Raw genomic sequence first — 15297 nt, 5'->3', positions numbered from 1 at the left:
ATCGACTATTTGAATCAGTAGAAGAACTAGAAAAATTGCTACATAAATTATTAAATGAAGGAGAGCTTATAATTAAATGGAATAGAAAAATCAAAAACAAAGGCAATGCTGTTTATCCGGTTTAGCTGCGTAGCAGCTTATGATGGACGTAAACTCGATGTGTTTGTTTTATCTCCAGAATCAACGAGTTATCAATCTGTGGAGAGAAGTCCGACGTTTCCATGGCTACCGTTAGCAGCAATCCCTCGGTTTATTCGGCAAAGTTTAGCGGATGGAGAAACCGCAACATTACGGGCGTTTCGGAGTTGGGTGAGAGAACAGCAACCCGATTAGAGATACCATCCTTGCGCCTCTACAATATTAATAACAAAAAAATAAATGTTGTATCGTTTTATTAAAATATCAGTCCCAAACGATTGAGAATAAGCGAGACTACATAAAATAGCACGAAAAGGGTGGTCAATCATGAAATCGTCTGGGTTAGGTTTCTGCTGCTTGTTTGCCCTTGTTTCTCTATTTCAAGCGATTCTCTGTGGCGTGGCTTCACTGATGGGGGATTCCGCCGCCCTAGCTCAATCCATCACCCCAGCCGCAGACGGTACGGGTACAATTGTCACGGAAAATGGGACTCAATATGATATTTCCGGTGGCAGTATTTCGGGAGATGGGAGTAATTTATTCCATAGTTTTGAGCAGTTTGGCTTGGATACTAACCAAATCGCCAATTTTCTGGCAAATCCCAACCTGGGAAATATTCTCAGTCGCGTCGTTAGTGGGGATGCTTCGGTAATTAACGGATTGATTCAGGTGACTGGAGGAACGCCTAATTTATATTTAATGAATCCGGCGGGAATTATTTTTGGGGCGGATGCAAGTTTAAACGTTCCTGCTGATTTTACGGCAACAACCGCCACAGGTATGGGTTTTGAAAAGAATAATTGGTTTAATGCTAGTGGTGCGAATAACTATCAGATGTTGATTGGCACACCGAATCAATTCTCCTTTAACGTATCCCAGCCGGGAAGTATTGTTAATGCAGGTGAATTAGCGGTATCACCAGGGAAAAATTTAACGTTAATTGCTGGTAGTGTAATTAATACTGGAACACTCACAACACCAGGAGGAAGGGTTACCGTTGCGGCGGTTCCCGGTTCCAATTTAGTCAAGATATCTCAGCCAGGGAAACTGCTGTCTTTAGAAATTGAACAACCCACGACTGATTTGGGAGAACCGCTACCATTTACGCCCTTAGATTTAGCCGAGTTGTTAACGGGTAAACAAGAAACTGTTGAGACTGGACTTGATGTGACGCCATCGGGAGAGGTGAAATTAGCCGATACTGGAGTAACTTTACCAAAAGAGACAGGCGTTGCGATCATTTCTGGCACAATTGATGTGTCTAACAGCGGCAATATAGGGACTGATGTAGAAGCTGTAGGGGCGCAAAGCTTTGCGCCCTCATCAGCAACTGGGGGTGAAGTTAATGTATTGGGAAATAAAGTTGGTTTAATATCCGCCAATGTGGAGGCTTCTGGTATTAATGGCGGAGGAAATGTGCGGATTGGTGGAGGCTATCAAGGTAAAGATACTATACCCAATGCCGAGCGCACGTTTGTGAGTAGTGACTCCCAGATTCATGCAGATGCCTTAACAGAAGGTGATGGCGGTGATGTCATTGTTTGGGCGGACAACGTTACAGGTTATTACGGTAACATTACCGCTCGTGGTGGTATCCAACAGGGGGATGGCGGATTTGTGGAAGTATCTGGTAAAACGTCTTTGGATTTCAGTGGTGCTGTAGATGTGTCCGCGACTTCCGGCAAAGATGGCACAGTTTTGCTTGATCCAAGAGATATTATTATTGAGCCTGATGATGGATTGCCTGATGATAATGCCCAGGTGCTAGACAGCCAAATTCTCTTAAACGATGGTGGTGCAACGACTGATTTTCAGATTGATGATACGGCGCTAACAGCCCTGACTGGAAATATACGCCTAGAGGCACAACGAGATATTATTATACTACCTAAAACTGGTGGATTTCTCCCTTTAGATTTTACTAATCAGACCCTCGGAGAAACAGTTGTATTTGAAGCGGGGAGAGATATACAAATCGATAGATCTTTGGGGACAGCGGGTGGTTCCGTTACTTTATTAGCTTCCGGCACAATCCGAGTTAGTGAAATTACAACGGAAGGAGGTGATATTACCCTTACTGGTGCAAGCCTTGATATAAGAGGTGGTCGTACTCCCGCTTTATTCGCTGATGGTACTGCCATAAATAATAATGGTGGCACAGTTATTGTTGAGGCTACAGGAGACATCATACTACAAGGTGCAGTGGCTAGACCCTTTACAGGGGGCAATCCTGGAGATATTACGGTTAGTAGTCAAACAGGGAATATTGAGTTTACAGGATTTAACAACGGTGGAGGAGTCATTACCTTTGAGGCTCCAAGTGGTGACATTATTGTTTCTGATGGAACCTTGAGAAATGCCACTAATATTGTTTTTGATATTGGTGGTATTATTCGTGGTACTGATCAAGAGTATTTGGGTTCAGTAACGCTGGTCAATCAGGCAGTATTCGGAGATAACACAACCAATAGCGTTGTATTTGGCAATACTTTATCGGTGGGAAATAATGCATTAACGATTACAGCGAACGAGATTGATTTTACAGGTGGCATCAATTCAGTAACGGGTACAGGTACAGTTTTGCTTCAGCCTGCAACCTCAAATCAGGCTATTGAAATTGCAGGAACTGGAGGAACAGGGGTTTTAGGTTTAACAGGTACAGATATTTCAGCGTTGCAGAATGGCTTTGCCTTGATTACTATCGGACGAGCTGATAGTAGTGGTACAATTAGCCTAGCTGATAATGTTACATTTAATGACCCTGTAACCTGGCGATCGCCTGTTGGTGGTGGCTCGATTAATATGGCTGATTTTAACCTAACTGGAGCTGATGATGCCTCAATTACTTTAATCGCGAATCAAGCTATCACAGGTATGGGTTCAATTTCCACAAATGGTGGAGATATTAATGTAACTAGCAACAATGATAATGTTACACTCGGCTTTATCAGCACTCCAGAGGGTAATCTTACTATTGATGCATCGGGTGATGTTGATGTGGCAGATGTAGAGACAGGTGAATTTTTTGCAGCTAACGTTGGTGGAAATATCACCATTACTAGCAATAATGGTTCGATTACGACAGGTGACTTAGAAGCACCAGCAAGTAGCCAAGGTGGAACTGTTTTTCTGGAAGCGGCTGGTGACATTAATATTAGCTCTAGCCAAAATATCACTACAACAGCGAGTAGCGCAGCCGGAGGTGATATTACTTTCATTAGTAATGGTGGCAATATCGATATTGATGGTTTTGTCGATTCAACATCTGAACTGGGTAATGGTGGGAAAATTACGCTGACGGCTGCTGGCGATATCAAAACGGGGAGTGGTATTGATACGAGTAATACTGTATCCGGTGGACGCGCTGGAGATATTGAGATTAACAGTGGTGGTAACATCAATGCCACCCTTGGTTCTCAATGTGGTTCATTTAGCAGTTGTGATATTTCTGCATCCGGTGATGAAGGTGGCAATATTACCCTTGACGCGGCGGGTAATATCATTACTGCTGGTATCGATGCAGGTGGAACATCAAGTGCAGGCAATATTACACTGACAGCCGGAGGAATAATTGATACCAGTGCCGTCATTTTTAATGGTGGGGTTAACGAGGGTGGTTTAATCAGTTCCACATCAGGGAATATTGGTGGGAATATTACTATAGAAGCTGGGACAACGATTATTGCTGGTGATATTAATGCCAGTGGTGCAAGTGGTGGGGATATTATCCTGATTGGAGACGGAATTGACTTTACTGGAGGAGTCGATGGCACAATATCAATCACCAGCCAGTTTGGTAATTTAGTCATTGAACCAGCGACGCCGAGTCACAATATTGCCATCGGTGGACCGTTTGATGTTGGTGGTAACGCTTTAGAGGTAACAGCTGATGAGTTGGATGGTTTTAGTGGCTTCACCTCTATCCTGATTGGACGAACTGATGGGACTGGGATTATTTCACTCAGTCCAGTGACATTTGACCCCATTATATTTAACTTACCCCTAGAAATTGTGGGTGGCTCAGAATTATGGGCACCTACAGATGTCAATACGACTTTCACTATAACTGGTACAGATGCTGGCAATGTTAGTAGTAATGGTTTGACCAACAGTATTCCTTTCACGTCAATTGAGAATCTAAGCGGTTCTGGTGGCGATGATACGTTTAGCTTCACTAATAATGCAACCCTTAGCGGCACGATTGATGGCGGTGAGGGTATAGATACCCTGGACTACTCCGGTAATCCTAATCCTACCACCGTTAATCTAGCCGCTATTGGCGCAGAAAATATTGAAGCCGTTATTGGTAATACGGGTAGCACCTTAATTGGCACAAATACAGCAAATACGTGGAATATTACAGCTAATGATGCGGGAACCGTTAATGGAACCTTTAGTTTCTCCGATTTTACTAACTTGAGTGGCGGTAATGCTAACGATACATTTCAATTGAATACTGGAGTCACGTTTAACGGAACCATCAACGGGAGTGGGGGGAACAATACGATAATTGCTAGTGACACCCCGAACACCTGGAATTTAACCAACTCCGATTCTGGCACTATTAATGGCAGTACCTTTACCGCTATTAACAACCTGACAGGAGGAAGTAATAACGATACATTTAGTTTTAATGATGGCGTAACCTTTACCGGAACCGTTGATGCCGGTGCAGGAACAGATACCTTAGACTACTCCGCCTATACCAGTCCCCTAACCGTAAACTTAGCCGCATTGGGTGGGGTCAATATCGAACAGGTTACAGGAACTGCTAACGCTACCAGTACTCTAGTTGCCAATAACACCGCAAATACTTGGACGATTACCGGAAGCAATAGCGGTATAATTAATGGCGCACTGAATTTCAATACTTTCTCAAATCTGACCGGAGGGAGTAATGATGATACATTTCAGTTTAATGATAACGTTACCTTTACAGGAACCATTGACGGGGGTGGAGGAAACAATACAATAATTGCTGGTGACACCCCGAACACCTGGAATTTAACCAACTCCAACGCTGGCAGCATTAATGGCAGTAACTTTACTGCTATTAACAACCTTACAGGGGGTAGTAATAATGATACGTTTCAGTTCAATGATGGTGTAACTTTTACCGGAACAGTTGACGGTGGCGCGGGGATAGATACCTTAGACTACTCCGCCTATACCAGTCCCTTAACCGTAAACTTAGCCGTATTGGGTGGGGTAAATATTGAAAAGGTTGCAGGAACCGCCAACGCTACCAGTACGTTAATTGCCAATAACACCGCGAATAATTGGACAATTACCGGAAGCAATAGCGGTAAAGTTAACTCAGTTAACTTTAGTGAATTTTCTAACCTGGCGGGGGGAACCTTAGATGATACCTTCCAATTCAATAACGCAGCGAATATCAGCAGCAATATTGATGGGGGTGCAGGAAATCTTACCCTCATCGGTGATGAACTTAATTTTACAGGCAATATTTCTGGAACTGGGACTTTAACCCTGCAACCGTTAACCTCAAGCCAAGGGATTCAAATCGGGGGTGCAGATAGTGGTAACAGCAGTATTTTAGATTTAACTGCACCAGAACTTAATTCCCTACAAAATACGTTTACCTCAATCACGATTGGGGGGACAACTAGCAGTGGTGCAATTACTTTAGGGGGTGATGTTACATTCCAAACCCCCCTCATATTGCAAGCACCCGTGGGTTCAGGTTCTATCAGTACCACTGGGGGAACCATCACGGGAGAGGGGAATGCGACGATTAGCTTGCTGGCAAATCAGGATATTATTACAGGTGATATTATTAATCGCGATCGCGCCCTTATCATCACCAGCAGCAATGGTGCGATTACTACGGGTAATCTTACCGCAGGAGCGATCGCGCTGACAACCAATGGTGGTGATATTTCGGTAAGCAGTTCTAATCCTATCGCCGTTTCCGGTTCCGGCTTCGTTCAAAGCCGTGGGGGTGACATTAATTTCAGGGGAACTGACATAAACGCGACGGCTGTCACCCTCAACTCTAGCAATCCAAATGGTCAAGGTGGGAAAATTAACCTAACGGCTACCTCTGGTATTGTTTCCACCAATAATCTCAACAGTTCAGGAATCAGTGGCGGCGATATCATCATTAACGCTTCAACAGCGATTACGACGGGTGAGATTAATAGCAGCGGCAGTTCTGGCAATGGGGGTCATGTTACCCTTGACCCTATCGGAGATATTCAGGTTGGTTTAATTAACGCTCAAGGTGGTGAGATTGGTATAGGGGGTAATGTTGATATTACCGCAGGTCAATACTTCCGCGCCACAGATACATTTACCGACCAAAATGGTATAGACGCCAGTATTTCCACGGCGGGTGGTAACGGCGGTGGAGATATTACCATTCGCCACGGGGGTGACGCACTCACACCCTTTAAAGTAGGAGATGCTGAACTAAACGGTACAGCCGGAGTTCTCACCAGTGGAGACATTAGTATTATCCCGCCGCGTTTATTTCCCCTAACTCACCGAGAAGGAAATATTGCGATTATCCGTGCTGACATTCCCACCAGTACCGTCGATGATCCACCGATAAATCCGGTTGATATCACTAAACCGATTGAGGGTAATGAATCTGCCGATGAAGATAGCACTCCCGACGAGGGTAGTCAAGTCGCTGTCTCATCCACAACCAACACTACCACCCCAACGGCTGAAGCTGAACTGACTCAACAAGAAGGCGATTTCACAAATGCTTATGAAAGCTACCTAGGGATTAGTAATACCCTCACGGCTACGCCTGAAGAAGTGCAAACAACACTGGGTCAAATTGAACAACAAACTGGAATAAAACCTGCCCTAATTTACGCCTTCTTTAAACCCCAAACCCCCACTCCCGAAAAACCCAATCCCAAAGACCAAAACGAAATAGTTTGGCAGTTTAACCCGTCCACATCTCAACACCAACAACTTTCCCATAACCCCAATCCTCAACCTACTGACCAACTGGAACTGATCCTAGTTACCGCCTCTGGAGATGTAATTCGTCGTCCTGTTCCCGGTGCAACACGAGAGAAAGTTCTGCAACAAGTGCAACAATTACGTCGCGCTGTCACCGATGTTCGTATTCCTCGTCCTTATAAACCGTCTGCACAACAACTTTATGATTGGTTAATTTCCCCCATCGCAGAAGAATTACAAGCCCAACAAATTAATAATCTTAGCTTCGTTATGGATAGTGGCTTGCGTTCCCTCCCCATCGCTACACTCTATGACGGAAACCAATTTATTATCGAGAACTACAGCGTCGGGTTAATGCCCAGTTTTAGCCTCACCGATACCCGGTATGTGGATATCCGAAATGCTGATATATTAGCCATGGGCGCGTCTCAGTTTGAGGAACAAGACCCTTTACCTGCTGTCCCCAAAGAGTTATCGATGATTACCAATCAGTTGTGGTCAGGTACGTCCTTTCTTAACCAAACCTTTACCCTAGAAAATCTCAAACAAGCCCGCGCTAATCAACCGTTTGGTATTCTCCATCTCGCCACCCATGGAGAATTTAAACCGGGAAAACCTAGTAACTCCTATATTCAGTTTTGGAATACTCGATTAACCCTAGACAAGTTGCGAGAGTTGCAATTAGATAATCCCCCAGTCGAACTGATGGTATTAAGTGCCTGTCGTTCAGCCTTAGGGGATGAACAAGCGGAGTTAGGATTTACCGGATTAGCGGTACAAGCTGGGGTAAAATCGGCATTGGGTAGTCTCTGGTATGTCAGTGATACGGGGACATTAGGACTGATGACCACATTTTATCAACAGTTAAAACAAGCCCCGATTAAAGCTGAAGCCTTGCGACAAGCACAACTGGCAATGATGCGGGGGGAAGTGAAATTAGACGGAGATGAATTAGTCACCCCGTCAGCGAGAGTTGACTTACCAGAGGAATTACTCAACCAGGGGAATATTAATTTAACTCATCCTTATTATTGGAGTGCGTTTACCCTGGTAGGAAATCCTTGGTAGTTAAGAGAATGAGAACAAAAACTATACAGGTGTAGGGTCAATACTGCTCGGTTAAGAAAAATTGTTTGTTGGGTAGAGCGCCAGCGTTACCCCACAAACCCAGTAAAACGTTGGGTAACGCTTACCTCAACCCAACCTACCTGCCCTTGTACTCAAGGCTTATCCGAGCAGTATTGGGTGTAGTGGACTGACACAGCTAAAATTGTGGAATAGATTTGACGGTGAAATTGGGCACACACCGTGCGCCCCTACAATACGAATCCACCATTTTAGGTGTGCCACGCTAGTAGCTAGTAGGGTGGGTTAGGCGGAATTAAATGAACACAACCAATCCTTTAATTAGATATCCGCCGTAACCCACCAATGTATTATTCTTAGCCCTGTTGAAAAGAAAATCGCAGCTACACAAACTTTCGTCCGCCTGCGCGAACTAACAGAGCTAAATCAAACCCACGTAGAGCGACTGAAAAATTGCGTGTAGAGACGTTGCATGCAACGTCTCTACCACTGTTCGCAAAGTCCTAATCGATGTGTCTACTGCTATATCAACAGGCTTCTTCGGCTTCCGGTTCACAAATTGGCACTGAATTGTCCCCTGTGGGTTTAGGTGAGGGTTGAACGGGTTGTTGTGTGTCCGGTTTAGGGTTTTGGGGATTTGACTGTTCGGATGACGGCGGGGTTTGCTGATTTGTATCCCCTTGATTTTTACGCTGGGTGGCTTGGCGAACTAATTCATTTAACTTTTCTCGCCAATAGCGTTGTTCCGGAAAATCGCTGTCTGCGGCATAAATGATCACATCAACATAGCGCCCTTCATTGTAGGCTTGCTCAATCTTATCGAATTTGGTTTTCGCCTCTGACCATTCCTTTTGCCAAGTCTCGATGTTCTTTTGAGCATCCTCAAACGCCGGACTACTGGGGAGAACCGATTGAGCCGCCGCGATCGCTCGATCTAAGTTACCTTTTTGATACTCTTGTGCCGCTTCTGTCAAGACCTTTGCCCCATTATCGGGTTTGGGTTGATCGGGGGATTTTTGCGGGGTTGGGGTTGGTTTTTCTGCGGGGGTGGGACTGGGTTTTGCCTCAACTGGAGTCGGACTCGGTTGAGTTTCTTCTGGGGTAGGGCTAGCAGGTTGTTCAGCAATGGTATCCACAGAGGCACAATCGATATACTGCCCAAAAACCCATCCTTGTTTCGGTGAACGAATTTCCACCCAATCCCCTTGCTTGGTGCCAGTTAGGGATAAGTTTGTACCTTTATTAACCGTGCCAACAACCGCTGCATTGGGGTTTGACCGCACGTTCAAGGTTTGAGCCGTCACCGTACAATTCCCTCGTGCCACTCCTTGACCGGATAAACCCTGACGAATGCCATACGCCATGCCTGCGGCTGCCATTGCCACGGCTAAACCAATACCAATGACTAATGGGGCGCGGTTCGGTTCAGATGGGGGTGTGGGTTCAGGAGGGCGAGGAGGGGGAGGAGGGGTAGGTTGTCGAGGTGGTGCTGCGGGGGAAACTGCCAGAGTGCCTTGTTCCGATAGGGGTGTGGGTTGTGGCGTTGGTCTAGAAGGCGGAATCGGCTGACTGTAAGGAGTAGAAGGGGAAGCTGTGAGCGATCGCACCGCTTGCAAGGCTTCTGTTGCTGACTGGTAGCGGTCTTTGAAATGATAGCGCACCATCCGGGTCAGGATATTCTTCAACCCTGGACTCACGGGTGCAAGATGCTGCCAGATCAGTTCGCCCGTATTTAAATCTTCCTGCAATTCGGCAGGCATACGACCCGTAATTGCTTGGATACCAATAATTCCCAAGGCGTAAATATCGCTAGTGGGACGCGGTTGACCCAAAGCCTGTTCGCTGGACATATAACCCGGAGTCCCCACCGCAACCGTATTGCTCATCTGCATCTGAGAAGTCGCCAGTTGAGTCCGGATTTGCTTAACCGCCCCAAAGTCCAATAAGACTAACTTTTTATCTAAATTACGTCGAATTAAGTTATCTGGCTTAAGATCCCGGTGAATCACGCCACGATTATGAATAAACTCTAAAACCTCTAAGAGTTCTTGCAGCAGAGCAATAACTCGCGTCTCATCCCACGGTTGACCCGGTATCAACTCTTTGCTGAGGGGATGCCCTTCAATATATTCCTGAACCAGATAAAATTCTTGGTCTTCTTCAAAGTAGGCAAGCAGACGCGGGATCTGGTCGTGATTGCCCAGCACTTCTAGGGTTTCCGCTTCGCTGTTGAACAGGCGTCGGGCGGTTTCTAAGAAATTGGGGTCACGATTAGCCGGCTGAAGGTGTTTGACCACACAAATTGGGCTACCGGGACGCCGGGTATCTTGTGCCAGGTAGGTGCGACCAAATCCTCCTGCACCGAGGACTTGGTTGACTTGGTAACGACCATCCAGTAACTTGCCTAACATAGGAGTGATGCGCCTCAACGTTCACATGTTAATAGTTACATACACTGACGGGACATGTGTGCCAGGATTGTGCCAATTTTCATAGAAGGCAGAAGGCAGAAGACAGAAGGCAGCAACAGTAGGGTGGGCATTGCCCACCAGCCTTAATCAGCATGACCTCAAGGGGCGGGTAATATAGCGAAAAAGGAGACAGGGGTTAGGGTGTGGGGTGTGGGGTGTAAGAAAACACAAGGGGCACGATAATATCGTGCCCCTACCCTAAAAGATTCTTATCATGAAACAGTAGCCGCAAGAGAGATGGGGGATAGCCGCAAATAAACATGAACACTGTCGATTATCTCCGGATTAGCCTAATTGACCGCTGTAACTTCCGCTGTCACTACTGTATGCCGGACGGGTCAGAACTTGACTATATCCTGCAACAGGAACTCCTCACCCATGAGGAGCTGCTGACGCTATTGAAAGAGGTGTTTATCCCGGTGGGGTTTAGAAAGTTTCGCCTGACGGGTGGAGAACCGCTACTGCGTCCAGGGGTGGTAGAGTTGGTCAGAGAAATTGCTGCACTGGATCAAACTGAAGATTTAGCGATGACGACGAATGCCTTTTTACTCGCAGGCATGGCACAAGACTTGTATGATGCGGGATTGCGGCGGATTAATATTAGCTTGGACTCTCTCAATCCTGATACCTTTGACAAAATTATCGGGAATCGGGGGCGATCGCGCTGGCGGCAAACTTGGGACGGAATTCAGGCGGCACATCGGGTTGGGTTTGATCCGCTGAAATTGAATATCGTCGTTATTCCAGGGGTGAATGACTCAGAAGTGTTGGATTTAGCCGCACTTACCCTTGAGCGCCATTGGCACATTCGGTTTATTGAGTTTATGCCCATTGGTAATCCTGAATTATTTAACGATCGCGCCTGGATTCCTTCAGAGGAACTACGCCAGCAAATCCGCGATCGCTGGGGGTTAGTTGAGTCGAATGTGCGCGGGAATGGACCGGCTGATGTGTTTCAGATTCCTGATGCCTTAGGGACTCTCGGCTTTATCAGTCAGATGTCCGAATGTTTTTGCGATCGCTGTAACCGTATGCGCCTCTCTGCCGATGGCTGGTTGCGCCCCTGTTTACTCAATGAAACGGGTCAGATTGACTTAAAAAGCGCTCTCCGTAGCGGTGTTGATCTCGCCCAATTAAGAGCGCGAGTGCAGCAGTTACTAGCGATTAAACCAGATATCAACTTTAAGCAGCGAGACTCTGGCACTGATGGTTACTACACTCGCACCATGTCACAAATTGGTGGCTAGTGCGGCGCCCTTGGAAATACTACAACCCAATTACCTACTATGTTGACGGAACAAGAACGTAAACGGTAAAAAAAACCGATAACTAGACGTTATCGGGCAAACAAGTAAAACGTGGTTTGTATAAAACTGTCCTCAAAGGAAAGAGGGTATTCTAAGTAGCGACACTTGACCTCATGAACAATCAAGCAATGACCAGTTACTAATGACCAACTTAAGCTTTGCGTGAATAGAACTCAACCACCAGCAGTTCGTTAATTTGCAGAGCTACCCACTCACGCTCAATCACACCATTGACCTTACCCGTGAATGTTTTCTTGTCAAACTCTAAATGGCTCGGTAGATTTGCCAATCCGGGGTATTCCAGATTTTTTTCCACCAAACCCCGAGAGCGCTCATTATCTTTAACCATAATCACATCACCGGGACGGCATTGGTAGCTAGCGATATTCACTTCCCTACCATTGACCATCACATGACCGTGATTTACCAGCTGACGCGCACCTGGAATAGTACCCGCCATTCCTAAACGAAATACGGTGTTATCCAGTCGCATTTCTAGCAGTTCTAGCAACGCTTGACCCGTGGAACCCGTTGCCCTACGTGCTTTGCGAACATAGCGAAGCAATTGCTTTTCCGTGACTCCGTAGTTGTAGCGGAGTTTCTGTTTTTCTTCCAATCGAATCGCATATTCTGACCGCTTCCGGCGAGCTTGACCATGTTGACCGGGTGGGTATGAACGACGGGGGGATTTGCGAGTCAAACCGGGCAGATCGCCCAGACGACGGACAATCCGCAGGCGCGGACCTCGATATCGCGACATAGAACTTCCTTGTGTACCTGACTAATTTTTACCCAAATACTTTATATTACAACATTAAGGGAGTAAGTTTTGAGTTTTGAGTTTTGACCCTTCACGACCCTCGATGGCATGGCGCGTGACCTTTGAAGACCCTCGATGGCATAGTAAGGACAAATGACAAATGACAAAAGACGAAGGACAAAGGACTATCCCCATACTCGATGCCTTACAAGCCTGTGCTGGGCGCCCTCACGCGCCGTTTTACGCCCCAGGTCATAAGCGGGGAAAAGGTATATCTGATCGGCTGGTGAACCTCTGGGGAAAATCAGTCTTTGAGAGTGATCTACCTGAATTGCCCGATTTTGATAACTTATTTGCCCCTTCAGGAGTGATTCAGGAGGCGCAAGAGTTAGCGGCGGCGGCGTTTGGTGCAGATAAAACGTGGTTTCTGGTTAATGGCTCAACCTGTGGAGTAATTGCGGCAATTTTAGCCACTTGCGGTACAGGAGATAAGCTAATTTTGCCTCGCAATAGTCATCAATCCGCGATCGCAGGTTTGGTTGTGTCTGGTGCAAGTCCGATTTTTATTACCCCAGAGTATGATCCGTCGGGGGATTTGGCACACAGCATTACCCCAGAGGCGGTTAGCCAAGCCCTCAAGCACCATCCGGAGGCTAAGGCGGTGATGCTGCTTTATCCGACCTATCATGGCGTGTGCGGCGATATCCACGCGATCGCACAACGGGTGCATCACTACAATATTCCTTTGCTGGTTGATGAGGCGCACGGGGCGCACCTGACTTTTCACCCTGATTTGCCTCCGAGTGCAATCTCAGCCGGGGCTGATTTAACCATACAGTCCACCCATAAGGTTTTGGCAGCTATGACCCAAGCCTCAATGCTGCACATTAAAGGCGATCGCATTGATCCTGAACGATTGAGTCAAGCCCTACAGCTTGTCCAGTCTACCAGTCCCAGCGCCCTCCTCTTAGCCTCTCTAGACGCCGCACGACATCAAATGGTGCTGTATGGGGAAAAGCTGCTCAGCCGCACTCTAGGGCTGGCGGAGGTGGCGAGAGAACAGATTCAGCAAATTCCTGGATTATCGGTTTTAGACGCCACAAACACTCCAGGCTGTTTTACCCTAGATCCTACCCGACTGACGGTGAAGGTTACAGCGTTAGGGCTCAGTGGGTTTGAAGCCGATGAAATTTTTTGTGAGCAGTTGGATGTAACCGCCGAGTTACCGACATTCCAACATCTGACGTTTATCATGAGTTTAGGAAACACCACTGATGATATTCAGCAGTTAGTCCAAGCCTTTTCCCACTTAAGCCAGCGCTATTGTCGTCCCGATTCTCGCCCTAGGCAGAATTTATACCAACCGGGAATGGTGTCAGGGTTAATCCTGGAACCGTCGATGTCCCCTCGCGACGCCTTTTTTGCCCCGAAAGAACGATTAACTCTAGAACAAAGCGTAGGTAAAATTAGTGCTGAATGGGTTTGTCCCTATCCCCCTGGTATTCCCGTTTTAATTCCAGGATTTGCGATCGCGTCAGCTACGGTGGACTATCTGCGACAGGTTCAGCATTTTGGCGGCTATATTACTGGGTGTAGTGACCCTAGCTTAAACAGCGTCAACGTTGTTATACAGTAAGGACTAATGACCAAGGACGAACAGAATGTCTTCTCCCTTATGGAACTATACCACTCCTGGTATTCCCGATGATTTATTCGAGCGCTTGCCCGGTATTCCCCTGACTAAGCGAGAAGCACGCTTACTGATTATTTCCGCATTGCGCCTAGAATCCCATTCCTTGCTCTGGGATATCGGTGCAGGGACAGGTACGATTGCCGTGGAAACCGGATTACTTTCTCCTCACGGTAAAATTGTGGCAGTAGAACGGGATGAAGATGTGGCGAACCTGATTCGACGCAACTGCTCCCGCTTCGGCATTGAGAATGTTGACGTTATCGAAGGCTCGGCGCCGGAATGTCTCCCAGATTTACCGGGAAAACCCCATAGAGCCTGCATTGAGGGAGGACGCCCGATTAAAGAAATTCTTAAGGAAGTCTGGCATTACTTAGAACCCCAAGGTCGGATTGTTGCCACAGCTAGTAATCTAGAGAGTCTTTATACCCTCTCCGAAGGTTTGGCTGAGTTACAAGCCCGCAATATCGAGGTCGTACAATCGTCAATCAATCGCTTGGAGACCCGAGGCACTCATCAAATCTTTGCCGCTGTTAATCCCATGTTTATCCTCAGTGGGGAGAAGTTGGATTCTTAACCTTCCACACACTGAAATAAACAAGAGTGAAGTCATCATGCAGCAAACTCTAACCGCCAAATTAAAACTAGAAGTCACCCAGGAGCAAAAAGAACAGCTTCGGGTGATTTCTTTGGCATATAGGGATGCACTGAATTACACGTCCGGTGTGGCTTTTGAGATGGGCAAAACCTACAACGGCACCAAGCTCCAGAAGGAAGTTTACTACACCCTGCGAGAGCAATTTAAGCTTCCTTCGCAAATGGCTTGCAATGTTCCTCGTCAAGTTGGGGCAACCTACAAGTCATTACGGACAAAACTTAAACAAAACCAGGAGGCAATTAAGGCGG

7 protein-coding genes and 2 pseudogenes are annotated in these 15297 nt (G+C 46.6%); 7 read left to right on the top strand and 2 right to left on the bottom strand.

Features of this window, described 5'->3' with window-relative positions:
• The 3 genes and pseudogenes from RLO19_RS22945 to RLO19_RS22935 form a co-directional block, all read left to right on the top strand.
• Window positions 1-125, top strand: a pseudogene (locus tag RLO19_RS22945) (IS630 family transposase); the annotation flags it as partial.
• Window positions 106-333, top strand: a complete 228-nt coding sequence (locus RLO19_RS22940) for a hypothetical protein (RefSeq protein WP_446359726.1) — start codon at window positions 106-108, stop codon at window positions 331-333. The pseudogene RLO19_RS22945 and the gene RLO19_RS22940, both read left to right, overlap by 20 nt.
• A gap of 132 nt (window positions 334-465) precedes the next feature.
• Window positions 466-8145 (top strand): CHAT domain-containing protein, encoded by a 7680-nt coding sequence (locus RLO19_RS22935; RefSeq protein ID WP_446359725.1) that lies wholly within the window; start codon window positions 466-468, stop codon window positions 8143-8145.
• A 545-nt stretch (window positions 8146-8690) separates the two neighbouring features.
• Here the strand turns inward: RLO19_RS22935 and RLO19_RS22930 are convergent.
• A complete protein-coding gene (locus tag RLO19_RS22930; protein WP_446359724.1) occupies window positions 8691-10574 on the bottom strand; it encodes a protein kinase domain-containing protein in 1884 nt (627 codons plus the stop codon).
• Between the two features lie 320 nt (window positions 10575-10894).
• Between RLO19_RS22930 and moaA the strand changes: the two genes are divergently transcribed.
• Complete coding sequence (moaA, locus tag RLO19_RS22925) at window positions 10895-11881, top strand: GTP 3',8-cyclase MoaA (RefSeq protein ID WP_446359723.1); 987 nt, start codon at window positions 10895-10897, stop codon at window positions 11879-11881.
• 211 nt (window positions 11882-12092) lie between these two features.
• Here moaA and rpsD read toward each other — a convergent pair whose 3' ends face one another.
• Window positions 12093-12701, bottom strand: a complete 609-nt coding sequence (gene rpsD / locus RLO19_RS22920; RefSeq protein ID WP_446359722.1) for a 30S ribosomal protein S4 — start codon at window positions 12699-12701, stop codon at window positions 12093-12095.
• 160 nt (window positions 12702-12861) lie between these two features.
• Here rpsD and RLO19_RS22915 point away from each other — a divergent pair, with 160 nt between their 5' ends.
• The 3 genes and pseudogenes from RLO19_RS22915 to RLO19_RS22905 all read left to right on the top strand — a co-directional run.
• Window positions 12862-14337 carry an aminotransferase class I/II-fold pyridoxal phosphate-dependent enzyme gene (locus tag RLO19_RS22915; protein ID WP_446359721.1) on the top strand — a complete coding sequence of 492 codons (1476 nt, stop codon included), beginning with the start codon at window positions 12862-12864 and terminating at the stop codon, window positions 14335-14337.
• Between the two features lie 25 nt (window positions 14338-14362).
• Window positions 14363-14968, top strand: a complete 606-nt coding sequence (cbiT, locus tag RLO19_RS22910) for a precorrin-6Y C5,15-methyltransferase subunit CbiT (RefSeq protein WP_446359720.1) — start codon at window positions 14363-14365, stop codon at window positions 14966-14968.
• 37 nt (window positions 14969-15005) lie between these two features.
• Window positions 15006-15297, top strand: a pseudogene (locus RLO19_RS22905) (RNA-guided endonuclease InsQ/TnpB family protein); the annotation flags it as partial.

It is taken from the genome of Coleofasciculus sp. G2-EDA-02 (assembly GCF_040226375.1).
Lineage (GTDB): Bacteria > Cyanobacteriota > Cyanobacteriia > Cyanobacteriales > Coleofasciculaceae > Coleofasciculus.
The sequence above is the reverse complement of the archived record's forward strand: the minus strand, read 5'-3'. Positions and strand labels throughout refer to the sequence as shown.

Excerpts from the sequence above, each read along its gene's own strand:
- RLO19_RS22915 (WP_446359721.1), top strand. The coding sequence starts at position 12,862 with ATGACAAAAGACGAAGGACAAAGGACTATCCCCATACTCGATGCCTTA.
- RLO19_RS22935 (WP_446359725.1), top strand. The coding sequence starts at position 466 with ATGAAATCGTCTGGGTTAGGTTTCTGCTGCTTGTTTGCCCTTGTTTCT.
- rpsD (WP_446359722.1), bottom strand. The coding sequence starts at position 12,701 with ATGTCGCGATATCGAGGTCCGCGCCTGCGGATTGTCCGTCGTCTGGGC.
- RLO19_RS22940 (WP_446359726.1), top strand. The coding sequence starts at position 106 with ATGCTGTTTATCCGGTTTAGCTGCGTAGCAGCTTATGATGGACGTAAA.
- cbiT (WP_446359720.1), top strand. The coding sequence starts at position 14,363 with ATGTCTTCTCCCTTATGGAACTATACCACTCCTGGTATTCCCGATGAT.
- moaA (WP_446359723.1), top strand. The coding sequence starts at position 10,895 with ATGAACACTGTCGATTATCTCCGGATTAGCCTAATTGACCGCTGTAAC.
- RLO19_RS22930 (WP_446359724.1), bottom strand. The coding sequence starts at position 10,574 with ATGTTAGGCAAGTTACTGGATGGTCGTTACCAAGTCAACCAAGTCCTC.